General features: G+C 29.5%; 27 protein-coding genes. 18 read left to right on the top strand and 9 right to left on the bottom strand.

Annotated elements, in window-relative coordinates:
* Positions 1–7 precede the first annotated feature (7 nt).
* Positions 8–1,078: a putative type IX sorting system protein PorV2 gene (locus L2Z92_RS00740; RefSeq protein ID WP_446685076.1), complete on the bottom strand. Its 1,071-nt coding sequence runs from the start codon at positions 1,076–1,078 to the stop codon at positions 8–10.
* Positions 1,079–1,321: 243 nt separating this feature from the next.
* On the opposite strand from L2Z92_RS00740, the gene L2Z92_RS00735 reads away from it, so the two are divergent.
* The 13 genes from L2Z92_RS00735 to L2Z92_RS00675 all read left to right on the top strand — a co-directional run bounded on the left by L2Z92_RS00735 (position 1,322) and on the right by L2Z92_RS00675 (position 12,031).
* Entirely contained in the window at positions 1,322–2,053 is a 732-nt protein-coding gene (locus L2Z92_RS00735) for a CDP-alcohol phosphatidyltransferase family protein (protein ID WP_236458891.1), read from the top strand.
* 9 nt (positions 2,054–2,062) lie between these two features.
* A complete protein-coding gene (locus L2Z92_RS00730) occupies positions 2,063–2,929 on the top strand; it encodes a glycoside hydrolase family 25 protein (protein WP_236456946.1) in 867 nt (288 codons plus the stop codon).
* Between the two features lie 44 nt (positions 2,930–2,973).
* On the top strand, positions 2,974–3,867 hold the full coding sequence (locus L2Z92_RS00725) for a MerR family transcriptional regulator (RefSeq protein ID WP_236456945.1): 894 nt from the start codon (positions 2,974–2,976) through the stop codon (positions 3,865–3,867).
* A 27-nt stretch (positions 3,868–3,894) separates the two neighbouring features.
* Positions 3,895–5,361 (top strand): phytoene desaturase family protein, encoded by a 1,467-nt coding sequence (locus L2Z92_RS00720; protein WP_236456944.1) that lies wholly within the window; start codon positions 3,895–3,897, stop codon positions 5,359–5,361.
* A 73-nt stretch (positions 5,362–5,434) separates the two neighbouring features.
* Positions 5,435–6,274: a phytoene/squalene synthase family protein gene (locus L2Z92_RS00715; RefSeq protein ID WP_236456943.1), complete on the top strand. Its 840-nt coding sequence runs from the start codon at positions 5,435–5,437 to the stop codon at positions 6,272–6,274.
* Entirely contained in the window at positions 6,274–6,723 is a 450-nt protein-coding gene (locus tag L2Z92_RS00710) for a sterol desaturase family protein (RefSeq protein ID WP_236456942.1), read from the top strand. Before L2Z92_RS00715 ends, L2Z92_RS00710 begins: the two co-directional genes overlap by 1 nt.
* Positions 6,724–7,024: 301 nt before the next feature.
* Positions 7,025–7,525, top strand: a complete 501-nt coding sequence (locus tag L2Z92_RS00705) for a hypothetical protein (protein ID WP_236456941.1) — start codon at positions 7,025–7,027, stop codon at positions 7,523–7,525.
* Between the two features lie 376 nt (positions 7,526–7,901).
* Positions 7,902–8,669, top strand: coding sequence for a hypothetical protein (locus L2Z92_RS00700; RefSeq protein WP_236456940.1), 768 nt, complete (start codon positions 7,902–7,904; stop codon positions 8,667–8,669).
* A 267-nt stretch (positions 8,670–8,936) separates the two neighbouring features.
* A complete protein-coding gene (locus tag L2Z92_RS00695) occupies positions 8,937–9,422 on the top strand; it encodes a hypothetical protein (RefSeq protein WP_236456939.1) in 486 nt (161 codons plus the stop codon).
* Between the two features lie 139 nt (positions 9,423–9,561).
* Positions 9,562–10,041 carry a hypothetical protein gene (locus L2Z92_RS00690; RefSeq protein WP_236456938.1) on the top strand — a complete coding sequence of 160 codons (480 nt, stop codon included), beginning with the start codon at positions 9,562–9,564 and terminating at the stop codon, positions 10,039–10,041.
* 193 nt (positions 10,042–10,234) lie between these two features.
* Positions 10,235–10,774: a GNAT family N-acetyltransferase gene (locus L2Z92_RS00685; RefSeq protein WP_236456937.1), complete on the top strand. Its 540-nt coding sequence runs from the start codon at positions 10,235–10,237 to the stop codon at positions 10,772–10,774.
* 120 nt (positions 10,775–10,894) lie between these two features.
* On the top strand, positions 10,895–11,428 hold the full coding sequence (locus L2Z92_RS00680; RefSeq protein ID WP_236456936.1) for a hypothetical protein: 534 nt from the start codon (positions 10,895–10,897) through the stop codon (positions 11,426–11,428).
* A 147-nt stretch (positions 11,429–11,575) separates the two neighbouring features.
* Complete coding sequence (locus tag L2Z92_RS00675; protein WP_236456935.1) at positions 11,576–12,031, top strand: hypothetical protein; 456 nt, start codon at positions 11,576–11,578, stop codon at positions 12,029–12,031.
* Positions 12,032–12,136: 105 nt separating this feature from the next.
* On the opposite strand, the gene L2Z92_RS00670 is transcribed toward L2Z92_RS00675, so the two are convergent.
* Positions 12,137–13,261, bottom strand: coding sequence for a serine hydrolase domain-containing protein (locus L2Z92_RS00670; protein ID WP_236456934.1), 1,125 nt, complete (start codon positions 13,259–13,261; stop codon positions 12,137–12,139).
* 254 nt (positions 13,262–13,515) lie between these two features.
* On the opposite strand from L2Z92_RS00670, the gene L2Z92_RS00665 reads away from it, so the two are divergent.
* The gene (locus L2Z92_RS00665; RefSeq protein WP_236456933.1) at positions 13,516–14,076 is read left to right on the top strand and encodes a GNAT family N-acetyltransferase; all 561 of its coding nucleotides are present in this window, start codon (positions 13,516–13,518) and stop codon (positions 14,074–14,076) included.
* A 23-nt stretch (positions 14,077–14,099) separates the two neighbouring features.
* Here the strand turns inward: L2Z92_RS00665 and lptB are convergent, their stop codons facing one another.
* The 5 genes from lptB to L2Z92_RS00640 all read right to left on the bottom strand — a co-directional run bounded on the left by lptB (position 14,100) and on the right by L2Z92_RS00640 (position 17,707).
* The gene (gene lptB, locus L2Z92_RS00660; protein WP_236456932.1) at positions 14,100–14,897 is read right to left on the bottom strand and encodes an LPS export ABC transporter ATP-binding protein; all 798 of its coding nucleotides are present in this window, start codon (positions 14,895–14,897) and stop codon (positions 14,100–14,102) included.
* An 83-nt stretch (positions 14,898–14,980) separates the two neighbouring features.
* Positions 14,981–15,550 (bottom strand): zinc ribbon domain-containing protein, encoded by a 570-nt coding sequence (locus tag L2Z92_RS00655; RefSeq protein WP_236456931.1) that lies wholly within the window; start codon positions 15,548–15,550, stop codon positions 14,981–14,983.
* 11 nt (positions 15,551–15,561) lie between these two features.
* Positions 15,562–15,912: a carboxymuconolactone decarboxylase family protein gene (locus L2Z92_RS00650; RefSeq protein WP_236456930.1), complete on the bottom strand. Its 351-nt coding sequence runs from the start codon at positions 15,910–15,912 to the stop codon at positions 15,562–15,564.
* 2 nt (positions 15,913–15,914) lie between these two features.
* Positions 15,915–16,742 carry a twin-arginine translocase subunit TatC gene (gene tatC, locus L2Z92_RS00645; protein ID WP_236456929.1) on the bottom strand — a complete coding sequence of 276 codons (828 nt, stop codon included), beginning with the start codon at positions 16,740–16,742 and terminating at the stop codon, positions 15,915–15,917.
* Positions 16,742–17,707, bottom strand: a complete 966-nt coding sequence (locus L2Z92_RS00640) for a KpsF/GutQ family sugar-phosphate isomerase (protein WP_236456928.1) — start codon at positions 17,705–17,707, stop codon at positions 16,742–16,744. The genes tatC and L2Z92_RS00640 overlap by 1 nt, the downstream gene beginning before the upstream one ends.
* A gap of 86 nt (positions 17,708–17,793) precedes the next feature.
* On the opposite strand from L2Z92_RS00640, the gene recQ reads away from it, so the two are divergent.
* A complete protein-coding gene (gene recQ / locus L2Z92_RS00635; RefSeq protein WP_236456927.1) occupies positions 17,794–19,989 on the top strand; it encodes a DNA helicase RecQ in 2,196 nt (731 codons plus the stop codon).
* A gap of 56 nt (positions 19,990–20,045) precedes the next feature.
* On the opposite strand, the gene L2Z92_RS00630 is transcribed toward recQ, so the two are convergent.
* A complete protein-coding gene (locus L2Z92_RS00630) occupies positions 20,046–20,408 on the bottom strand; it encodes a DUF983 domain-containing protein (protein WP_236456926.1) in 363 nt (120 codons plus the stop codon).
* 91 nt (positions 20,409–20,499) lie between these two features.
* On the opposite strand from L2Z92_RS00630, the gene L2Z92_RS00625 reads away from it, so the two are divergent.
* Positions 20,500–21,366 (top strand): AraC family transcriptional regulator, encoded by an 867-nt coding sequence (locus L2Z92_RS00625; RefSeq protein ID WP_236456925.1) that lies wholly within the window; start codon positions 20,500–20,502, stop codon positions 21,364–21,366.
* Here L2Z92_RS00625 and L2Z92_RS00620 read toward each other — a convergent pair.
* Positions 21,363–21,599: a hypothetical protein gene (locus L2Z92_RS00620; protein ID WP_236456924.1), complete on the bottom strand. Its 237-nt coding sequence runs from the start codon at positions 21,597–21,599 to the stop codon at positions 21,363–21,365. The two genes, L2Z92_RS00625 and L2Z92_RS00620, sit on opposite strands and share 4 nt — an antisense overlap.
* A gap of 78 nt (positions 21,600–21,677) precedes the next feature.
* On the opposite strand from L2Z92_RS00620, the gene L2Z92_RS00615 reads away from it, so the two are divergent.
* The gene (locus tag L2Z92_RS00615) at positions 21,678–22,727 is read left to right on the top strand and encodes a DUF2891 domain-containing protein (RefSeq protein WP_236456923.1); all 1,050 of its coding nucleotides are present in this window, start codon (positions 21,678–21,680) and stop codon (positions 22,725–22,727) included.
* An 80-nt stretch (positions 22,728–22,807) separates the two neighbouring features.
* On the top strand, positions 22,808–24,367 hold the full coding sequence (locus L2Z92_RS00610) for an NAD(P)/FAD-dependent oxidoreductase (RefSeq protein ID WP_236456922.1): 1,560 nt from the start codon (positions 22,808–22,810) through the stop codon (positions 24,365–24,367).
* The last annotated feature ends 44 nt before the right edge of the window (positions 24,368–24,411 follow it).

The raw sequence follows: 24,411 nt of genomic DNA, 5'->3' as shown, positions 1-24,411 counted from the left end.
TTTATATTTATCTAAAAACATCAAAATCTACTTTTAAAGAGAAAATGTTTGAATATAAAGCAGCACTTTGATCGCCTAAATCTGTAAGGGCATAATCAACCTGAATTCCTTTGTATTTGAACCCTAATCCAATATTTGGTTGAAAGCTCAGCTTATTTGTGTTGTCTATTTGTGTGATTTTTTGAAAATTACCAACACCAGCTCTTAAAAATACTAAATCAACATAACCAAATTCAAATCCAATTGCAGGATCTACACTCACAGCATCACTCGAAACAATGTCATTTGTACGTGCAAATTGCATATTTAAATTGGCAGCAGCTGTTAAGCTATAATCATATCTGAAAATGTATTTTTTTGCTATTCCTAATTGCGCTTTTGGAAGTGTAATTTCGCTAGTTTCTGGCAACTCTTGGTTTTCACCAGGAACAGCATCTTTAATCTTCTGATATTCTTCTTCGTTAATAGACCAAGTATTATAGGTAGTCGTTATATCTCTAAGCATTAATCCAAATAACCATTCACTTTCTGATTCATATTGAATTCCAACATCAAAACCAAATCCCCAAGCAGTTGCGAAATCTCCAATAATTCTATGTATAACCTTAGCTGTGACACCATAATTGATTCCATCTAAAGGGAGTTTTCTAGCATATGAAATATTTAGGGCATAATCGGCAGTAGAAAAAAGTGAAATTCTATTGTAATCGATGTTACCTTGACTATCTATTAATTGTGTTGTGTTTAAAATATCATCAACACCAAAACGGATTAAAGAAAAGCCAATTGCACTTCTATCATCTATAGGAGTTGCAAAAGCAGCATAGTCATATTGTGCAATATTTGCAAAATAATTGGCATGCATTAAAGAAAATTGCTTGTCTTCTAATTGAATTAGTCCAGCAGGATTCCAATAACCAGAGTTCACATCATTTGTTTGTGCAGTAACGGCATTGCTCATTCCTAATGCTGCTGCATCAACACCAATACTCAAGAATTCGTTAGAGTATTTTCTAACTGTTTGACTATTCGATAGTAATGTTTGTAATAACAATAAAATATAAAGGGTCTTTTTCAAATCAAAATAAATTTTTACAAAGATGGAATAAAATTCTTAATTACTAAACTCAAAATGTATTAACTTATTGTATTACATTTGTCCATAATTAAGTTAAAACACATTGTCAAGGATTTTTTTGATACATTTTATTACATTTTAGACTATTGTTCTAATAATTAATTTATTATGTGTAGTCTTCAACTGAGTTTGAAAGTTTAAATTATTCCCGACAAGCAAATTTAAAAGCAAAATACAATGAATATTAAGAGATTTATTCCAAATACATTTACAATGATGAACTTGTTGAGTGGTTTATTAGCATTAATAAGCATCTTTAACGGTTTTTATGATCATGCATTTTTATTTGTGTGTTTAGGTATATTTTTTGATTTTTGGGATGGTTTTTTAGCGAGAAAATTAAATGTATCAAGTGAATTAGGTGTGCAATTAGATTCTTTAGCAGATATGGTTACCAGTGGTGTTGTTCCTGGATTGATGATGTTTAAACTGCTTGAAAATATTCAGTTGAATGATAGTAATTATATGGTGACTGAAGAAACGGCTTATATGGGATTTGTGCCATATTTAGGTTTTATAGTAACTTTAGCATCATGCTACAGATTGGCTAAGTTTAACATAGATACACGTCAAACAGAATCGTTCATTGGTTTGCCAACACCTGCAAATACTTTATTATTAATGAGTATTCCTATGATTCAATATGTAGATTCCTATGAATGGCTATTAGAGGCTTTAAATAATCCCTATATTCTTGTAGTTATTATTCTCGTTAGTGCCTATCTTTTAAATGCCGAGATTCCTCTTTTCTCTTTAAAATTTAAAAAATTAGATTGGGAAAACGCTAAGACACAAATAATTTTTCTAGTATATTCATCAATTTTATTATTCGTGTTAGCTTTTACAGCTATTCCTGTAATAATATTTAGTTATATAATTTTTTCTTTAATTCTTAATACAACTTCTAAAAAATAATTTCTGATTATGGCTATAAGAAAAGCAGCCACTTCATATAATAAAAAGAAAATTAAACCAAAGAGTAAACCTAGTATTTTTAGGAAAATTATTCTTTGGTTTTTTTCTATGTTTATAATTGCTATAGTTGGTTCAGGAGCATATCATTTTAGAGACGGATTGCTATATTATTTAGGGTTTAAAACGAATAAAAATAGTAATGAACTATCTCAGAAAGACAGAAAAATTGCTGATGTAAGAATATATGAAGTTTTAAGTACACATGAAAATAGTGTTTTTGGCTTTGATGTTTCAGAATATCAAGGAAGAATTAAATGGGATGAAATTGGAAAAGTAGAAGATACTTTCGAACTTTCTTTTGTTTTTATTAGAGCAACTGCAGGAGGAAATAGAGTAGATAAAAAATTCAAAAGAAACTGGAGAGAAGCAAAAAACAATAATTTTATTTGTGGAGCTTATCATTATTATCGTCCAAATGAAAACTCAATTGCACAAGCTGATAATTTTATTAAAACGGTTACGCTAAATAAAGGAGATTTTCCGCCCGTTTTAGATATTGAAAAATTACCCAAAACACAATCAATAGATAGCTTAAAAGTAGGATTAAGGAGATGGTTGAATAAAGTTGAAAAGCATTATAAGGTAAAACCAATTATTTATTCTGGGGAAAGTTATTACACCGATTTCTTAAAAGACGAATTTTCAGATTATCCTTTTTGGATTGCGAATTATAATTTATGGAAAAAAAAGCCAGAGAAAGGCTGGCTAATGTGGCAATTTACTGAAAAGGGTAAGGTAGAAGGAATCAACGGAATGGTCGATTTAAATGTGTTTAATGGTAATTTTGTTAAGTTTATTTCTAATGTAAACCCTTAGATTAAAATTTTTTACTATATTTGTTTAACGATTTTAAATAAACGATGAACAAAATTAAAAGTAATTTTAGTGTTAAGGACCTAGAAAACCTTTCAGGTATAAAAGCACATACTATTAGAATATGGGAAAAAAGATACTCAATTTTTTCTCCAGATAGAAATGAGCATAATGTTCGTTCGTATGATTCTGATGATTTATTAAAACTATTAAATATTGCTTTCTTAAATAATTTTGGATATAAAATTTCGAAAATTTCCTCACTTTCTGATGATGAAGTTAATAAGCTAGTCAACGATATCTATTCAGAAAAGAACAGTGCTTCTTTAGCAATCACTTCTTTGAAATTTGCGATGTTCAATTTCGATACGCAATTATTTCATGAAAACTACAACAGATTAGCCGAAACAAAAACCTTTGATGCCATTTTCTATGAAGTATTTATACCACTTCTTGATGAAATTGGAGTATTGTGGCAAACGTCTACATTGAAACCAATTCACGAACATTTTATTAGTTCTTTAATCAAACAGAAATTATATACAGCAATAGAAGAATTACAACGAAATAGTGAGCCAGATAAAGATCAAATAATAGCTCTTTATTTGCCTTCAAATGAAATTCATCAGTTAGGTTTGCTATATGTCAATTATCTATTCTTAGCAAAAGGATATAAAACACTATTCCTTGGAGAAAGTGTTCCAATGAAAGACTTGGAAGAACTTAAAAACTGTTTTGATAAAGTCCATTTTGTGTCCTATTTTACAGTTCAACCTAACTATGATGAAGTTGAAAAGTATTTAATAGAATTCAGTCAAACAATATTGAAAGGCACAAACAATAAACTTTCTGTTTTAGGAAGACAAGTTGAACATATACACACTAAAATAGATGGGATTTCAATACATAACGGAATTCAAAATCTTATGCTCGATTTTTAATCGGATCAAATATCAAAACACATACTAATGAAAAAAAATATAGTAATAATAGGTTCTGGTTTTGCATCTCTTTCTGCTGCTTGTTATTTGGCTAAAGCGGGTAATAATGTTACTGTCTTAGAAAAAAATGATACCATAGGGGGTAGAGCCAGAAGATTGTCTAAAGATGGATTCCATTTCGATATTGGACCAACATGGTATTGGATGCCAGGTGTTTTCGAGAAGTTTTTTGGAGATTTTGGTAAAAAAGTATCCGATTATTATAATTTAGAAAAGCTATCACCTGCATATGATGTCTATTTTGAAAATAGAGAGAAAGTTACAATTTCAGATAATTTAGATGAAATTGCTGCAACTTTTGAAGGAATAGAAAAGGGAAGTGAAAAAAAATTACGTACTTTTATAAAAGAAGCACAAGATAACTATGCTATTGCAGTTGATAAAATGGTCTATAAACCAGGCGATTCACCTTTAGAATTAGTAAGTACAGAAACAATAACAAGAGTAGGGCAATTTTTTTCTACAATTAGTCAACAAGTTAGAAAACGATTTAAAAACGATAAACTAATTAAGATTTTAGAATTTCCTGTCTTGTTTTTAGGTGCAAAACCGTCAAATACACCTTCGTTCTATAGTTTTATGAATTTTGCCGATTTCGGATTAGGAACTTGGCATCCTAAAAAAGGAATGTATAGTGTAATTGAAGCAATGGAAACATTGGCAACAGAATTAGGGGTTGAGATTATTACAAAAGCGAATGTATCAAAAATAATAGTTGAAAATAAAAAGGCTGTTAGTGTTGTTTTTAATGATAAAGTTAGGAAAGCTGATATTGTTTTAAGTGGTGCTGATTATCATCATTCAGAACAATTATTAGAGGAAAAATACAGAGTGTATTCTGAAAAATATTGGGATAAAAAGATTTTTGCTCCTTCATCATTATTGTTTTATGTTGGTTTTGATAAGAAAGTAGAAAATGTATCGCATCACACATTGTTTTTCGATACACCTTTTGAGCCACATGCAAAAGAGATTTATGATACAAAAGTATGGCCTAAGAACCCATTGTATTATGCAAGTTTTCCTTCTAAAACCGATTCTTTTTTTGCGCCAGAAGGTAAAGAAGCAGCTACTTTTTTAATACCTATTGCACCAGGATTAGAAGATACAGAAGAAATTAGAAAAAAATATTTTGATATTATTATTGACAGATTAGAAAAGACAACCAACCAATCGTTAAAAGAGAATGTAATGTTTGTTGAGTCGTATTGTGTAAACGATTTTATAAAGGACTATAATTCGTATAAAGGAAATGCCTATGGTTTAGCTAATATTTTAACCCAAACAGCCTTTTTACGACCAAAAATAAAGAGTAAAAAAGTTCAAAATTTATTTTTCACAGGACAATTAACGGTTCCTGGACCAGGTGTTCCTCCGTCATTAATTTCGGGGAAAATCGTAAGTGAAAAAATTATAAAAGAATTCTCAAAATAATGTTTTTTCTTAAAATAAAATTAAAACAAATAACAAGATAATACTTTTGATCATAAACAAACAAAATTTATATATGAAAACATTGTTTGATGAAGCCTCTAAAGAGTGCAGTAAAATAATAACAAAGAAGTATAGTACTTCCTTTTCGTTGGCAATAAAGATGCTGTCACCAGAAATTCAGGATGAAATCTATGCTATTTATGGCTTTGTACGTTGTGCCGATGAAATAGTCGATTCTTTTGAAGGCTATGAACAAGAAATTTTGTTGGATGAATTTGAAGCAGAGTATCAAAAAGCACTAGATAGAAAAATAAGTCTTAATCCTGTTTTGAATGCATTCCAAAGAGTTGTTCATGAATATGGACTTCATGATTTGGTAGCTCCATTTATGAAAAGTATGCGAATGGATTTAACAAAAAAAGAGTACGTATCTACAGAAGAGTACGAAGCGTATATTTTTGGTTCTGCCGATGTTGTTGGATTAATGTGTTTGAAAGTTTTTGTAAAAGGAGACAACACAAAATATAATGAATTGAAGTCTAGTGCAATGAAATTAGGTTCCGCTTTTCAGAAAGTAAACTTTTTAAGAGACTTAAAACATGATTATGAAAGTTTAGGACGCGTTTATTTCCCAGGTATGGATTTTACATCTTTAACAAACGAGAATAAAAAACAAATTGTAGCCGAAATTAATGCCGATTTTGAAGAAGCATTTAAAGGTGTTTTAATGTTGCCTCCAGAAGCAAAATTCGGAGTCTACACGGCCTATCGTTATTATAAAAGTTTAATGAAAAAGATTAATAAAACGCAACCAGATGAGTTTTTAAGTAAGCGTATTCGTGTTTCGAATCCTTTAAAGATGTTAATTCTAGGAAAATCTTATCTTCGTTATCAATTAAATATCATCGTATAATGTCTATTTTATATTTTGCACTAACAACACTTGTAACTTTCTTTTGTATGGAAGGAATTACTTGGCTTACACATAAATTTGTAATGCATGGTTTTTTATGGTACCTGCATGAAGATCATCATCAACCGAGGTATCAAGGGGTTTTTGAAAAAAATGATGCCTTTTTTGTCATTTTCGCAATACCGAGCATTTCATTATTCTATTTTGGAGTAACACCAGAATTAAACTTTTTGTTTTTTATAGGTCTAGGTATATTATGCTACGGAATAGCCTATTTTTTAATTCATGATGTTCTAATTCATCAACGCTTTAAATGGTTCAAGAATACAAAAAATAAATATTTAGTTGGTTTAAGAAAAGCACATAAAATTCACCACAAACATTTAGGAAAAGAATATGGAGAATGCTTTGGTATGTTATACGTGCCAAAGAAGTATTTTTCAATGTAAAATACATACATTCCATATCATTTTAATATACAAAAATCCTTTCGAGGATTTTTTTGTTTTTTTAAATAATAGAAATTTTTTAGAGTAAAAAGAGATTTGATAAATTGCGATAAATTATCTTTATATTTGAGAACAAAAAATATAATATTTATCACACAAGGCTTTCTGGAAAAAGATGGCTTTGTGTGATTTTATGATTGATATAAATAAGTTAGCCACAAGCAACTGAAAATTGTGGTAAATAAGAGAAAATAAACATATTAGCATCACTAAATAAAATATACTATTAAAAACTTAAAAAATGAATTACTTTAAAATCGTACTATTAACTATTTGCTTTACTTCAAATTTTATCTTTTGTCAAGCCGAGAAGGAATTTACAACTTTAAAAACAAATACAAGCGAAGTAAAAATTCCTGGAATTTGGGAACAGTTAAATAAAATGGACGATTCTGGCCAAACTTATATGAAAAATAAAGAAGGAATAATTATTGCAGTTGCTCAAAATCCGAAAAAAGCATATCCAACGTTTATAAAAACGAAATCTGATTACGAAAATGTATACTTATTTTACAAATGGGATTCGGATTATTACGCTGAAAATAAATTTAAAACAAAACTACTAAAAGAAAATAGTACTCTAGAATATGTAATTTGGAAGTACAACGATAATAAACTTGATAATGTATTTTTATTTGGTTCATCAAAAGATAATTTTCTAAATTTACTTGTGTACACCGACAAATGGAGTGAAGAACAAAAAAATACTTTTTTAGAAGAACTTTATCAAATAAATAAGTAACTACAAAGTTTTAAAAACATCTACTTTCATATGATACAAAAAAATATGAGAAATACCTAACTAACAAACTTGATTGTTACCAAGTAAAATAAAACAAGTATAAAAAGAAGATACGTTTGCAACAGAAAAATATTGCCAGCGGCTAACAGCTAAGGTTTCGTTGGGCTCGAAGAGCCAACAATGAGACCGTGGTTGAACGGAACCGATTTCACATCTACCCTTATGGAGTTATTGTAAAAAGATTAGATAGTGTTTTTAAGATGCAAAGACCCTCTCTTTTCTGCAAATTTTCATGACTTTAAGTTTTCATGATTTTATAGCTTTGCACACTGGTGGCATTTGAAGATTTATAATGAATAATTGTTTATATTTGATAATGAACAAAGAATTAATAGTACAATTTATTAATGATAATTTTAGTAACAATAGATCTAATCTTATACAACTTTTAAAGAAATTTAATTGGGAAAGTTCAGTTTTGAAAAATATTTATTGTGATTTATTAGACAATATTGATAAACCATTCTACTCTGAGAGAGGTTTCAGCCAAGAAGTAAAAGAAAATTTAAATCAGAAAACTATAAATAATGATAGATTAGGTGATATCGCTGATTTTTACACTATAATATTTAATCTGAATTTAAAAGAAAGTGATATTTTAGATACTACAAATTTATTAAAACAAGATTCTGAGATTCATTATTGTAATATTTGGATTAGTTGGTTCTTACCAATCTATTATATTGAAGTTTGTTACATTAAAGATATCGATTCAGGTAAATTTACTCAAGAAGGTCCTTTAAAAGAATTAGATAACTTAGAACATATTCTAATAGATAAAATCCACAAAACCCTTAAAAAATGGAACTATAGTTTATGTGACTTTGATTTTTTGAAAGATAAAGTAAAAGAGGCTAATACAGACTGTTTTGAAGAAAGGGAAACATCCATTTTTGATTGTGTTTTTTCAGATTTACATTATTACAATGATAAACTAAATAGGTATTTTAGATATCATAATATACCTGACCCTAGTAATAAAAAATACTATTTTAAAATAACAGATTATTTTAATGATGATTTTAAATTAATTCAAAGTAAAAAAGAACGTTACATAGGTTTTCATGGCACTATTAATACCTGAGAATTAAGTCAATAAAAAAAACATACAGCAATTAAGGTTTCGTTGAGAACCAGTTCTATAAATTTCCCTCACTTTAAGGGCTAATGATTTTATAATTTTGTACATCGGTGACATTTGACGATTTACAATGAATAATTGTTATATTTGAAAATGAATAAATAAAGATATTTGTCACACTTATCTATCTAAAAAAGATGATTTTGTGTAATTTTTTGATTCATATAAACAAGTTAGCAACAAGTTACACGAAATACACAAAACAAATCATTGAAAATCAAAAAGAGAAAAGAAGATATTCGGAATCAAATTCTGAAAAAAGTAGAATACTATAGAAATAATAAAGGAATTCAATTTTTTGATGATGCCAACAATCAATATAAAGAGAGTATTAAGTTAGATGATAACGAAATAGAAGTTCTTTTAATAAAACTCAATAGATTGAAGAAGGTACTTTTGACAACAAAATGCCTTTACATAGTTGACAAAAACTCAACAACTAAAATTTCAGGAAAAGACATTGATAGATTTGATTACATGGAATTTATTAATGGAGAAAAAATAATTGAAGGGAAGTCTAAAATTAAAATAATGCTTCTTCGATTTAAAATGAATTTTCGTATTGGGAATTATAGAATTGTTAAGAACAATGGTTCTTTCATTGAATTAGTAATAAAAAGAACAAGATTTGCTGATTGTTTAAATGATTGTATTAAGAAATTAAAGTTTGTAGGGAATAAATATGAAGGAATATAAAAAAATATAAAAACCAGTTGCTTATATCGAGTATATTTTATTGTTTTTAGTCAATTTACAAAAATCTACTCACACAAAACCGCAACTATTCTTATACATATACATTAGTGGCATGCTAAAAAAAAACAATTCTGCTTATATGAAATTTTTGAAATCAATATTTTTAAGAAACACTAAAGAAAGAAATTTACTTTCTGATTCATTTTCCTTATCTGTTATAGAAGTGATTGAGGAAATTGACAATATAGACTCAGAAATTAGCGATGATCTATTTTATGAGATAATTTCCAAAAAAAATATTACCCAATTTGAAGCAAACGAAATTTATATTTTTTTACCGATAGCTTTTGCCCAGCTTTGGGGCTCAAAAGCAAATTGGGATGAAGAGTATAATGAAATACTTCCAAACAAAAAAGAAGTATCGAAAAGATACGATGAAACTAAATCCTTTCAAATCATAATTAAAGTAGTTAAGGATTATTTTGCAACTAAACCTTCAAAGAATACTATAATTCAAATCGGTGGAAGAAGTGCTGAGATTAATGCAATAAATAAAATGTTATTAGATGGTGGAAAAATTGAAGATGTTAAAATTATAAAGACAACAATAATAAGATAGCCAGCCATTAAAAACTGGAGCTCTGTAAATTTTCATGACTTTGAAGACCTACAATTTTATAACTTTGCACATCGGTGACATTAGAAGATTTATAATGAATTATTGTTATATTTGAAAATGAATAAATTAAGATATTTGTCACACTTATCTATCTAAAAAAGATGATTTTGTGTGATTTTATGAAGCATATATAATGATAATAATAATAGAAACAGACAGGATTAAATTAAGACCTATTGATTCGAAAGATAACGAACAAATATTCAATTACAGGTCTGACTCAGAGACAAATAAATATCAAGGATTTGTACCAAAAGAATTAAATGAAGTTGATGAGTTTATTGCAAAAAATCCAACTGAATTTAATCAACCTGAATCTTGGTTTCAATTAGTAATCATTGAAAAAAAATCGAATGAAGTAATAGGAGACTTAGGAATACATTTTATTGGTGATGACGGATTTCAATGTGAACTTGGTTGTACACTTAGTAAAAAATATCAAGGAAAAGGATTTGCCACTGATGCAATGAGAAGTACAATTGACTATTTATTTAATTCTCTAAATAAACATAGGGTAACAGGTTCAATTGATCCAAGAAATATTGCTTCTATTCAACTTTTAGAAAGATTGAACTTTAGAAAAGAAGCCCATTTTAAAGAAAGCCTTTTTATAGATGGAGAATGGGTAGATGATATTGTATATGGTCTATTAAAAAGTGAATGGAATCACTAAGTACAATATTGTGTAAAATAATACTTAGTTTAGTTCTTAATCAAGAGTATCTGCATTTTTGTATGTAACTATTCTTATACATAAACGTTAACCGTAATTTTTAAAAAACGAAATCTAAAAATGGAACAAAACCATATAGTAATTGATAATGTTTCAAATCAAAACATTGAAGACATTTTAATGAACCTTGCCAATTTATACGCTGATACAGGATATACTAATGGCATTCAATTATACAGAAAACAGAATAGTACTAGTTCATTTTTAGTATGTTTTACAAATTCACCGGATTTTGAAAGATTTAGCTATTTTGTAAATTATCTTAGATATCCAGAAGGACTAGATAACTTTAACCCAATTGTACGTGGATATTACCAAACTAAAGACATAAAAAACAATAAAGACTTTTCTAAAGGTGATTGGATAAAAGTTTATGTATCAAAAAACGACAAAGAGTTTGATAATGTAAATGTTGTTAATTCTGAAAACGAAAATTACATATATGATTTTGGTGGAAAAATAACAAAACTTAATACAATTGAAGAACAAATCGAATTATCTCAATTCGATTTGATAAACTATAATCACATTATAGAAATTTCTCCTGCAAAAACTTTTGAAAACGCAACAAAACCTTGGTGGAAATTTTGGTAAAAAAACGTAGGTTAACAGCTAAGGTTTATTCATCATCACTCTGTGGCTCGTTGGGCTCGAAGAACTAACAATGAAACTATGGTTGAAGTAAAAAGCAGATAGTTAGTATCGAACAAATACGCTTAATAATGGAAAATAGGACACAAAATGATTGATAATGATTATATTTTAAGGAAACTATTTGATCTTTATGATAGAAAGAATGAGTTTTTATTAAGTAATAAAGAAATTAAACTCTTTTATTCGATAAAACAAAGAACAAGATTAATCGAAGGGACAAAATCTAGAATGCAATCTTCTCTTGAGACGAGATTAATAGGGAATTATAAAATGGCAAAACTAAATCTTAATGGATTAGAGGATTGCCAAACGGATAAGGTTATATGTTTTGTTTTATTTAGTGAATCTCAAATACTTTATGTCTATACTTGCTATAATATGGAGAAAATTATTTTTTCAATTGTACGAGATTGTGCTCCTATGTCAACAGTTATTATTTCAGAATATAAAATATGGCTAAAAGGTATTTTTGAAAATAAAGTTGAAATTCCTCCTGTAATGTTAAATCCTAGCTCTTCAAATTTCCCTGACTTTAAGAATTAATTATCTTAAAAATTTGTCAATCGTTGAATTATTATTTATTAAATATTTAAGTTGATGAATTTATATTTTAGCACAAAGTTTAGAGAATTTTGCATAGTAGGTTTTTTAATCAAACCAGTTGTTCTTTTCGAATAAGATGACAGCATCGGTTAATAATTTACGAAAACCATTTACCGGTCTGTTAAAAAGCCCAATAAAAAGAATGTCTTTTTTAGGAAAATAAATATAGAAAGAATTAAAACCTCCTTGTGAACCAGTGTGATATATCAAATCGGTTTTGAAAATAGATTCCTTAAAAAGGGATTCTTCTCCTAAGAACCAACTGTATCCTATGAATGGTTTTGACGATTCTGACCATTTTTCTGGTTGAAATGTGGTTCTGGATTGTCGAATTGTTTGTTCGCTCAAAAAAACATTCTCTTGGATTGCTTTTTCATATTTAGCTAGTTCTAATACTGAACTCCAAACACCTCCATTGCCAGCTGCAGCAAATGTGGGAACTTCGCCATAATCATTTTCTATAAATTGTTCATTTTTATCTTTTATATAAGCGTGTGCAACATTAGATTCAGGATATGAGCCATTTGTAATTGTACTTGGCGTCATGTTGGTAGGTTTGAAAATGTTTTCTGTAATGAAATTTTGCCACGGTTGATTTGTTAATTTTTCAATAATTAAAGCTAATCCATTGTAAGCGGGGTTTGAGTATTTGAACTTTGTGCCAGGTTTAAACTCTAAGCTATCGGTATGCTTTAGTGGTTCAAAATTTTCTTCATCTTTTGCAGTTAAATAATACGTTTCATTATCATCTACATTCCTATTGTCAGTAAGACCAGAAGTATGCGAAAGTAAATGTTTAATAGTTACTTTTTTTGACAAATTTGTATCGTCAAAATCATTGAAGTATTTATGAATGCTATCATTCAAAGAAAGTAAACCACGTTCATTTAAAATTAATATTCCGTTTGCAACAAAAGTTTTTGATATTGATCCTGTGTTGAATAATGTGTTCTCTGTTATTTTTTTTCCTGTTGTAATATCTTCAATACCATAGTTACTTAGGAATATTGTTTCATTACCTTTTTTGACTAAAATTGAGCCACCTGGTTCATTTTGCTTAAACCTTTTAGAAAATAAATCGTCAAATTCAGTTTTAAAATCATTCTGAGGTTGACCGAAGGTAGTATTGATGGATAATATGATATATCCGAGAAAAATAATTTGTTTCATGTTGTTTAACTTGAGTGAATTATATGTTTGTGTGTTTGAATGTTTTTGTTTAATAAATTAAAAAAGAATAATTTTTAATTTGTAGTAAATATAATCTAAATTAAGAAATAAGATTTTAATATATTTGAGTAACTAATGGATGGGTATTTGGAAATAGTTTCAAAAATAGTTCCGTTTTGTAGATTTTGAAAGGCAGATTTGTAAGTGTTAACTTTGAAAGATAGATCTGTATAAAAGATATAACGAGTTTAAAAATGAAAATTAAAGCACTTGACGTTGAGAAATTAATTACAGAACGACTACTGTTAATTCCTTATACAATAAATATTTGTGAAGAGATACTTAATAATGATTATACCAGTCTAATAAGTATGGGGTTGAAAACGGGTCAAAATTGGCCTGACGAAGATGTATTAGAAACTTTACCTAGAATTATAAATAATTTAGAAAGTGTAGAAGAACCAACAGGTTTTGAATCGTGGATGATTGTAAAAAAGGAGACATTAGAAGTAATTGGTGATTTAGGATTTAAGGGGTTCAATTTTGAGGAAAATAATGCTGATATTGGATATGGCATAATTAAAGAAGAACGTAGAAAAGGATATGCGGAAGAAGCTGTGAAAGAGCTGATTAATTGGGCGTCTTCAAATGGATTTTTAAAAGAAATTACTGCAAAATGTTTAATAGGAAATGTAAACTCAATAAATCTATTAACTAAGTTTAACTTTTTAAGAATAAAGACGGATCACGAAATGATATACTGGACTCTGAAAAATGAGAATTTTGTCCACAAAAAAAAGATTACTGAGAGGTAATCTTTTTTTTTATATAATGATTTTTATTCTTCGCTTTTTAAAGCTTCTCCTTTTCCATGTATTATAGTGGTTTTTGGAGCATCAAAATCAATTTTTTTCTTTCTTAATTCAAAATTTTGTCCAAGATAAACACGTCTCACCACTTCATCTTCTGCTAACTCTTCGGGTTTTCCAGCTTTAAGAATGCCACCTTCAAACATTAAATACGTTTTGTCGGTAATAGCTAATGTCTCTTGAACATTATGATCGGTAATTAAAATACCGATATTTTTGTTTTTTAATTGTGCTACAATTCTTTGAATATCTTCTACCGCAACAGGGTCAACACCAGCAAAAGGTTCGTCTAATAGAATAAATTTCGGATCGGTTGCTAAGCAACGAGCAATTTCTGTTCGTCTTCGCTCTCCACCAGAAAGTAAATCTCCTCTGTTTGTGCGAATGTGTTGTAGTGCGAATTCGTCAATTAACGATTCCATTTTTGCTTCCTGTTCTGCTTTTGAAAGATTCGTTAATTGGAGTACACTTAGAATGTTATCTTCAATACTTAATTTTCTAAAAACAGAGGCTTCTTGTGCTAAATAACCAATTCCGTTTTGTGCACGTTTGTACATTGGGAAATTGGTGATATTCATATCATCTAGATAAATATTACCACTATTTGGTTTCACTAAACCCACAATCATGTAGAAAGAAGTTGTTTTTCCAGCACCATTCGGACCAAGTAAACCTACAATTTCTCCTTGATTTACTTCTACAGAAATCCCTTTTACGACACTTCTTTTTTTATAGGTCTTTACTAAATTCTCTGCTCTTAATTTCATTTAATTGAATATGTAATATGTAAATGTATTAAATTTTATAGTGTTTCGCTTTTAAGTTTAACAATTTTGCTAGTATTTTTAACTTAATTATAGTCACTCGGTTTTACGTCAACTTTAAACAAATAGACCTTTTTTTTGTCCTTATAAGAATATGTGAAATTAACATGTTTGTCTTTCAAATATTTCATATCAGGATTATTCTTTATATTTTCTAAAGAATTTTTAAAAATATATTCAGAAGCTTCTTCAATATTTATTTCTTCTTTTGAGTAGCTTGTTAAAGTATAATTGTATTGAATGGTTTTGTTTGGTAGCACTAAAACGCCATCCAAACGAGTGTCCTTGTCAACATTGAAAGGACAGGTCTTATTTATTTCGCTAGCGATTTTTGTTAATTCACTATCAATATCATCGGTTTTAAAGATGAGTTTAGCCGCGAAAAAAAAAGCAAAAAAGAAAATAAGAGAAAGAATTGTAGTAATTATTTTTTTCTTGGTATTCTTTTTATCATCACTTTTTTTAGTGTTTTTTATAGACTCAGGTTCCTTTGCTTCAATTTCAACTTCTGGAATTTTATAGCCACATTTAGAACAATATCTAGCAGAAGAATCATTCTCTTCAGTACAGTTAGTACAAATAACAATCTTGCTCATTTTAATGTTTTTTATTTAACATTTTCTTCAAGAGCTTCCCAAAACTCGTAGGCTCTTCTTAAATGAGGAATAACAATAGAGCCTCCAACAAGTGTAGCAATTCCCATTGCTTCCATCATTTCTTCTTTTGTAATACCTTCTTTATGTGATGTCTCTAAATGATATTTAACGCAATCATCGCAACGCAATACAGCAGAAGCAACTAAACCAAGAAGTTCTTTTGTTTTAACGTCTAACGCTCCTTCCATGTAGGCATTTGTGTCTACGTTAAAAATACGTTTAATTACTTTATTGTTATCAGCCAATAGCTTTTCGTTCATTTTAGAACGATATTCGTTGAATTCTTTTACTAAATCAGACATAATTAGTAGTTTGTTAAATCGGTTGTTTTATTTTGTTTTTTCATCACAGTTGCACTAATTAGAATACTTATCTCATATAAAATCATTATAGGAATAGCTACAATAACTTGGCTAATTATGTCTGGTGGAGTAATAATAGCCGATAAAATAAGTACGATAACAAGTGTGTATTTTCTATATTTCCTCAAGAAATCAGGAGTTACGAGTCCTAATTTAGTTAAAAAGTATATGATTATTGGTAACTCAAAAAGTAAACCACTAGCAATTGCAGAAGTTTTCATTAAGCTAATATAGGAAGTAATATCGATTGAATTATTAATTTCTGTACTCACAATATAACTTGCGAAAAACTGAACCGATAAAGGAGCAATAATATAATAACCGAATAAAACACCTATAAAGAATAATAGAGAGGAAATAATGATAAATGCAGAAGCATATTTTTTTTCACTATCATATAAGGCCGGACTTATGAATTTCCAAATTTCCCAAAGTATAAAAGGGAATGCGAAAATAAATCCTACTGTTATAGAAGTCCATAAATGTATAGAGAATTGTCCGCCCATTTCTCTATTTTGAATAGGAAGATTTATTTCTTTAACACATAGACTTTCATCTAAACCAAATTTTTGAGAAATATCACAAAAGAATTGATAAGTGAAAAAATCGACGCTTTTTGGTCCGAATATAATTTCATTAAAAATAAAATCGCTAAAGAAAAAAGCAATAGTTGCCCCCGCTAAAATTGCGATTGTACTTCTAATTAATAGCCATCTAAGTTCTTCAAGATGGTCTAAAAACGACATTTCAGCCATATTTTTTTTTGCCATTATACAATTCCTTCTTTTAAAATATCATGCAAATGTAAGATTCCTTTATAAATATCATTGTCAATTACTACTAATTGTGTGATAGAATTATTCTCTAAAATACTTAATGCTTCCGACACAAGAATGTTAGAATTAATGTTTTTTGGGTTTTTAGTCATAATGTCTTTTGCAACTAAATGTGTAAAAGTATCATTATCGTTTAGCATTCTTCGAATATCTCCATCGGTAATAATACCAATCACTTTTTCGTTGTCAATTACTGCGGTAACACCTAAACGCTTTTCAGAAATTTCCATTATTACTTTCTTAATGCTTGCATCTGGAGCAACTTTTGGAGTATGCGTAGTGTCTAGCATATCTTTTATTTTAAGTAGTAATTTTTTTCCTAAAGCACCACCAGGGTGATAAATAGCAAAATCTTCACTTTTAAAATTCCTTAATTCCATTAAAGCTACAGCTAAAGCATCTCCTAATACTAATTGTGCAGTCGTACTATTCGTAGGTGCTAAATTGTTTGGACAAGCTTCATTCTCTACATAAGCATGTAAAAGATAATGCGACTCTTTTCCAAGAAATGAATTTGCGTCAGCAGTCATTCCTATAAGAGTGTTTCCAAATCTTTTTAATAACGGGACTAAAACTTTAATTTCTGGACTGTTTCCACTTTTAGAGATACAAATAATCACATCTTGTGGTAAAACCATTCCTAAATCTCCATGAACAGCTTCTGCAGCATGAAGAAAAACAGAAGGAGTACCTGTAGAATTTAATGTTGCTACTATTTTTTGAGCAATAATGGCACTTTTTCCAATTCCAGTAACGACCAAACGTCCTTTCGAATTATAGATTATTTTTGTTGCTTCAGCAAAATCATATGTTAAGTAATTAACAAGTTCAGCTATGCTTTTGCTTTCAGCTAAAATGGTGTTCTTTGCCGAATTTAATATAGTTGTTGTTGTGTCCAAAGTATAAAAAATATTTATGTTTTGTATTTATAAAGAAAGTCGTATCTTTATAATTGCAAATTTAGGTAAAATCATATTAATAAAGAATGAAACCAAACGAAATTGATTTACACAAAGAATTAAAAAAATATTTCGGGTTTAACCAATTCAAAGGACTTCAAGAACAAGTTGTTAACAGTATCATCTATGGAAATAATAGTTTTGTTATTATGCCTACTGGTGGAGGGAAATCCTTATGTTACCAATTGCCAGCTTTAGTCCAGGAAGGAACTGCAATTGTAGTTTCTCCGCTTATTGCCCTTATGAAAAATCAAGTTGATGCCATAAGAGGACTAAGTTCAGAAGCAGGAATAGCCCATGTTTTAAATTCTTCTTTAACTAAGACAGAGATTAATCAAGTTAAAAGTGATATCACTTCAGGGTTGACCAAGTTGTTATATGTGGCACCAGAATCTTTAACCAAAGAAGAATATATTCAGTTTTTAAAAGGCGTAAAATTATCATTTGTTGCCATCGATGAGGCACATTGTATCTCTGAGTGGGGTCACGATTTTAGGCCAGAATATAGGAATCTAAGAAACATAATCAAACAATTGGGAGATATCCCGATTATTGGATTAACTGCAACTGCTACACCAAAAGTGCAAGAGGATATTCTAAAAAATTTAGATATGCCAAATGCAAACACTTTTAAAGCCTCCTTCAATAGAGCAAATTTGTACTATGAAGTGAAGCCTAAAACGAAAAATATCGAATCGGATATTATTCGTTTTATAAAACAACACAAAGGGAAATCTGGAGTAATCTATTGTTTAAGTAGGAAAAAAGTAGAGGAAATTGCTCACTTGTTACAAGTAAATGGAATAAGTGCTGTGCCTTATCATGCGGGATTAGATGCTAAAACAAGAGCAAGACACCAAGATATGTTCCTAATGGAAGATGTTGATGTTGTTGTTGCTACCATAGCATTCGGAATGGGAATTGATAAGCCCGATGTCCGTTTTGTAATCCATCATGATATTCCAAAGTCTTTAGAAAGTTATTATCAAGAAACTGGAAGAGCTGGAAGAGATGGAGGAGAAGGACATTGTTTGGCGTATTACTCTTATAAGGACATTGAGAAGTTAGAAAAATTCATGGCAGGAAAGCCAATTGCTGAACAAGAAATTGGATATGCGTTGCTACAAGAAGTTGTTGCCTATGCAGAAACCTCTATGTCAAGAAGAAAGTATTTGTTACACTATTTTGGTGAAGAATTTGATTCTGAAACTGGTGATGGAGCAGATATGGATGATAATGTTCGAAACCCAAAGAAAAAAGTTGAAGCTAAAAATCAGGTGGAATTATTATTGAAAGTTGTTAAGGAAACGAGAGAACAATTCAAGACGAAAGAAATAATTCTAGCGCTTGTAGGAAAAGTTAACGCTGTTATTAAAGCTCATAAAATTGATGCACAGCCTTTGTTTAGTAAGGGTAGTTCATTTGATGAGCGTTTTTGGATGGCATTATTAAGACAAGTTTTAGTAGCTGGATATATTAGAAAAGATATTGAAACTTATGGTATTGTTAAGCTTACAGATAAAGGTCATGATTTTATTGACAATCCTGAAAGTTTTATGATGTCTGAAGATCATGAATATAGTGAAGCTGAAGATGAAAATATTGTAGCTGCTGCAAAAGCTACTGCAACTACAGATGAAGCTTTAATGTCGATGTTGAAAGATTTAAGGAAAAAAGTGGCTAAGAAATTAGGTGTGCCTCCTTTTGTAGTTTTTCAAGATCCATCATTAGAAGACATGGCTTTAAAATATCCAATCACTGTTGAAGAGTTAGGTAATATTCACGGAGTTGGAGAAGGTAAAGCAAAAAAATACGGAAAAGATTTTGTTTCATTAATTGAAAGATATGTAGATGATAATGATATTATGCGCCCAGATGATTTAGTTGTTAAATCGACAGGTGCAAATTCAGGATTAAAATTATATATTATTCAAAATGTAGATAGAAAACTTGCCTTAGACGATATTGCTAAGTCAAAAGGTTTAGATATGGATGGTTTGTTGAAAGAAATGGAACAAATTGTTTATTCTGGAACGAAATTGAATATTAACTATTGGGTAGACGATATTCTTGATGAAGATCAGCAACAAGAAATTCATGATTATTTTATGGAATCGGAATCGGATAATATTAAAAATGCACTTTCAGAGTTCGATGGTGATTATGATACAGAAGAATTGCGTTTAATGCGAATTAAATTTATTTCTGAAGTGGCTAACTAATAGAAAACTGAAAAGAAAAAAAGCTCTCAATTTTATAAATTGAGAGTTTTTTTGTGTTATTTCGAATAGTTTTTGAACATATAAATCCAAATCAATCGTGAAAGTTTTATATTAAAAATGGATAAACCTATAATGACGACTCCGATAATAGGAAAGATTCTTAAGTCAAAAGTTTTTTCAAAAAATGAAAATGCAATAAGGTAAGTAATTAGTGCTTCCGCAGCACCTAATGCATAGTTGATAAACATAGCTCCAAAAAAGAAGCCTGGTTCTTTTTCAAATTTAAAATCACAGTTTGGACAATTTTTATGCATTTTTGGAAAACCTAACCCAAAATTGATTAATCCATTCTTGAAAACTTTACCTTTTGAACAATTTGGGCATTTGTTGCTAAAAAGGTTTTTTAGAGTATCTATCATTGCGTAAAAATTTTAGCAAAAGTAAAGTATTATTCGTTTTGTTAAGTTTTGTATATTCGCTAAATAGTGTACATAAAAGACATTTGCTATTATGAAACAATATCCAGTTTATGAAATAGAGAATTTTGATGAGAATATATTCTATAATAATCTGTACGTAAGTTCGTTTAAAGAGCATTTGAAAAAACATCATTTTATAGAGAAACTACATCGGCATAATTTCTATTTGTTAGTTCTTTTTACACATGGAACTGGAGTGCATACAATCGATTTTGATACTTTTGAAATACAAAAAGGAAGTTTGTTTTTAATGCAACCTGGACAAATTCACTCTTGGACGTTATCAGAAGATATAGAAGGTTATATTGTTTTTTACTCGAAAGAAATATTTAATCTCCATTTTAAGAGTAAAAAAATAGAAGAGTATTCCTTTTTTCAATCTTTTACTAATAGCCCAGAAATTCTACTCCGTTTAGAAGAAATCGAGTTAATCTGCCCTTATTTTAATTTAATGATTAATGAAAGTAAAAATAGTTTTAATTATAAAAAGGACAAATTATTGAACTTGCTAGATGTAATTCATATTGAAATTTCTAGAATCTATTCTTCCGAAAACAATCAAGAAAAACCAATTTATAATTATAAGCTAAAACAGTTTGATGTGTTGCTGGAAACCTATTTTAAGATAGAAAAATCACCTTCTTTTTACGCAGAGAAAATGGCGATTACATTAAAACATCTCAATCGTATTACAAAAGTGGTTATGAATAAAACAGTTACAGAATTAATTACGCAACGTTTAATTCTAGAAAGCAAACGTTTAATGGTTGAGCGTAATTTAACAATAAATCAAATTGCAGATGAACTGGGTTTTTCTAGTCCAAATTATTTTGTAAAACTGTTTAAAAAGCATGAAGGAATAACTACGAAAATGTTTTTAAAGGGAATTTTCGATTAAGAATCGTGCACTTCACCACGATGAGGTTTTAAAACGTCACGAACAATAATCATGTCTTTTTCTTCAACAACCATAAAAGCAATAGCATACATTTCATTCAAGATTTCAAAACCAGTAATATTGAGTTTTAGTTTTTCAATTTCGATGTATTCTTTAAGGTGAATTTCGTGGTGTTCAGCGGTTTTTGCCGCAGCCTGACCTCTAAAATCCCAAATTAGTTTTATTTTTCGCATTTGTATTAATTTAATGAATTCTCTTTTAAATGAAGGTTCAAAGGTAGGTTTTTATTAAATTTGAGAAAACTTTATCAAATGAAATATTCAATCTTCTTTGTTTTTATGGTCGGACAATTATTTTCTCAAGAATTAACAATAGATCAAGCCAATCATTTAGCAACATTGCCTATTAAATGTTTGCAACAAGAATATCCTAATAAATTGAATCAATTATTGTTGGATGAGTCAGAATTGAAATCACCTAAAGAATTGCATCCTGCATTTTATGGATGTTTTGATTGGCATTCTTCTGTTCATGGACATTGGAGTTTGGTTTATTTGTTAAATAATTTTGATGACTTAAAGAATAAGGATGAAATAATAAGTAAGTTACAGGTGAATTTATCAAAGGAAAATATTGATTTTGAGATTGCTTATTTTAATAAAAACCATGAAAAATCGTATGAACGTACTTACGGATGGAATTGGTTGTTGAAGCTACAATTAGAATTAGAAAAAAGTAAGCTTAAATTTGCTAAACCATTAGCAGAGAATTTAAAACCATTAACGGAATTGTTAATTGAAAGATATTCTGAGTTTTTACCAAAATTGCGATATCCAATTAGAGTGGGTACACATTCTAACACAGCGTTTGGGTTAACTTATGCTTGGGATTATGCTATGCATACTAATAATGTTGCTTTTCAGGATGTTATTAAAGAAAACGCATTGAGAATGTATGCTTCAGATGAAAATTGTCCATTTTCTTGGGAACCAAGCGGAACCGATTTTTTATCTCCATGTATGGAAGAAATTGGATTAATGCAGCGAGTTTTGTCTGAAAAAGAATTTTTGACTTGGATGCGAAAATTTGCACCTAATTTATTTAAGAATAAATTTGAATGGGAAACAGCTAAGGTTTCTGATAGAACAGATGGTCATTTAGTACATTTAGATGGGCTGAATTTTAGTAGAGCTTGGAATCTTTATGCACTCTATAATAAGTACCCAAGAACATTTTCTCATTTGAAAAAAATAGCAGATATTCATTTGCAATTTTCTCTACCTTCTGTGGTTGATGGAAATTATGAAGGGGAACATTGGTTGGCTTCTTTTGCTTTGAAAGCTTTTGAAGCAAAAAACTAAATTGATTTGATTACTTTTGCAAAAATATGGATTTAAGAAATGTAGAATAGATTTCTTAAATTCTTTAAATAAAAATAAAAATGCCTCGTGAATTACAATTTCAAGTTTCTCCAGAAGTAGCCAATAACGAAATACTATTAGTGAATTTTGTTGCCAAATTACTTCAAATTTCCGTAAAGGAAATACAGAAAGTAGTTGTTCTTAAACGATCGATAGATGCAAGACAGAAGTCGATTAAATTCAATATTAAAGCGAATGTTTTTCTTGTAGATGAACCTTTTTTTGAATCTATAATTGAATTACCCGATTATCCAAATGTAGAAAACGCTCAAGAAGTTGTAGTTGTTGGTGCTGGCCCAGCGGGATTATTTGCGGCTTTGCAGTTAATTGAATTAGGATTAAAGCCAATTGTGTTAGAAAGAGGTAAAGATGTTCGTGGGCGTCGTCGCGATTTGAAAGCAATAAATGTAGATCATATAGTAAACGAAGATTCGAACTATTGTTTTGGAGAAGGAGGAGCAGGGACATATTCCGATGGGAAACTGTATACACGCTCTAAAAAAAGAGGTGATGTGGATAGAATTCTTCAATTATTAGTTGGATTTGGGGCTTCCGATGAAATTTTAGTTGAAGCACACCCACATATTGGAACAAATAAATTACCTCAAATTATTCAAGATATTCGTGAAAAAATAATTGCTTGTGGAGGAAAAGTTTTATTTGATACTAAAGTGACTGATATTCTAATTAAGAATACTGAAGTAGATGGAGTAGTACTACAGGATGGAAGTATAATTAATTCAAAAAAAATAATTTTAGCTACAGGTCATTCGGCTCGTGATATTTTTGAATTGTTAGATAGAAAAGATATTTACATAGAGGCTAAGCCATTTGCATTGGGAGTTCGTGCGGAGCATCCTCAAGAGTTAATAGATAAAATTCAATATTCTTGTGATTTTAGAGGAGATTTTTTGCCTCCAGCTCCTTATTCTATTGTGAAACAGGTGGCAGGAAGAGGAATGTATTCGTTTTGTATGTGTCCAGGAGGAGTAATTGCTCCTTGTGCTACAAGTCCAGGGGAAGTAGTTACAAACGGGTGGTCACCTTCAAAACGAGATCAAGTAACTGCAAATTCAGGTATTGTAGTAGAATTGCGTTTGGAAGATTTTAAACCTTTTGAAAAATTTGGTGCATTAGCAGGTATGGAGTTTCAAAAATCGATAGAGCAAAAAGCTTGGCAATTAGCAGGTGAGACTCAAAAAGTTCCTGCACAAAAAATGGTCGATTTTACTCAGAAAAAAGTGTCTTCAAGTATTCCTAAAACTTCTTATGTTCCTGGAACAACAGCTGTTGAATTAGGTGAAGTGTTTCCTGATTTTTTAACTAATACTATGCGAGAAGGATTCGCTCAATTTGATAAATCGATGAGAGGATATTTTACGAACGATGCTATTTTACATGCGCCAGAAAGTAGAACGTCATCTCCAGTTAGAATTCCACGTGATCCAATTTCTTTGGAACATGTGAAAATTAAAGGATTGTATCCTTGTGGAGAAGGAGCTGGTTATGCAGGAGGAATTATTTCTGCAGCAATAGATGGAGAAAAATGTGCTTTAAAGATTAAAGAAAGTTTGAATTAGATAAGTTCATCTAGATTATTAAGTAAACAAAAAAATCATAGCAA

Source organism: Flavobacterium jumunjinense (assembly GCF_021650975.2).
In the GTDB taxonomy this organism is placed as follows: Bacteria; Bacteroidota; Bacteroidia; order Flavobacteriales; family Flavobacteriaceae; genus Flavobacterium; species Flavobacterium jumunjinense.
This window is presented reverse-complemented; position numbering and strand designations above follow the sequence as displayed.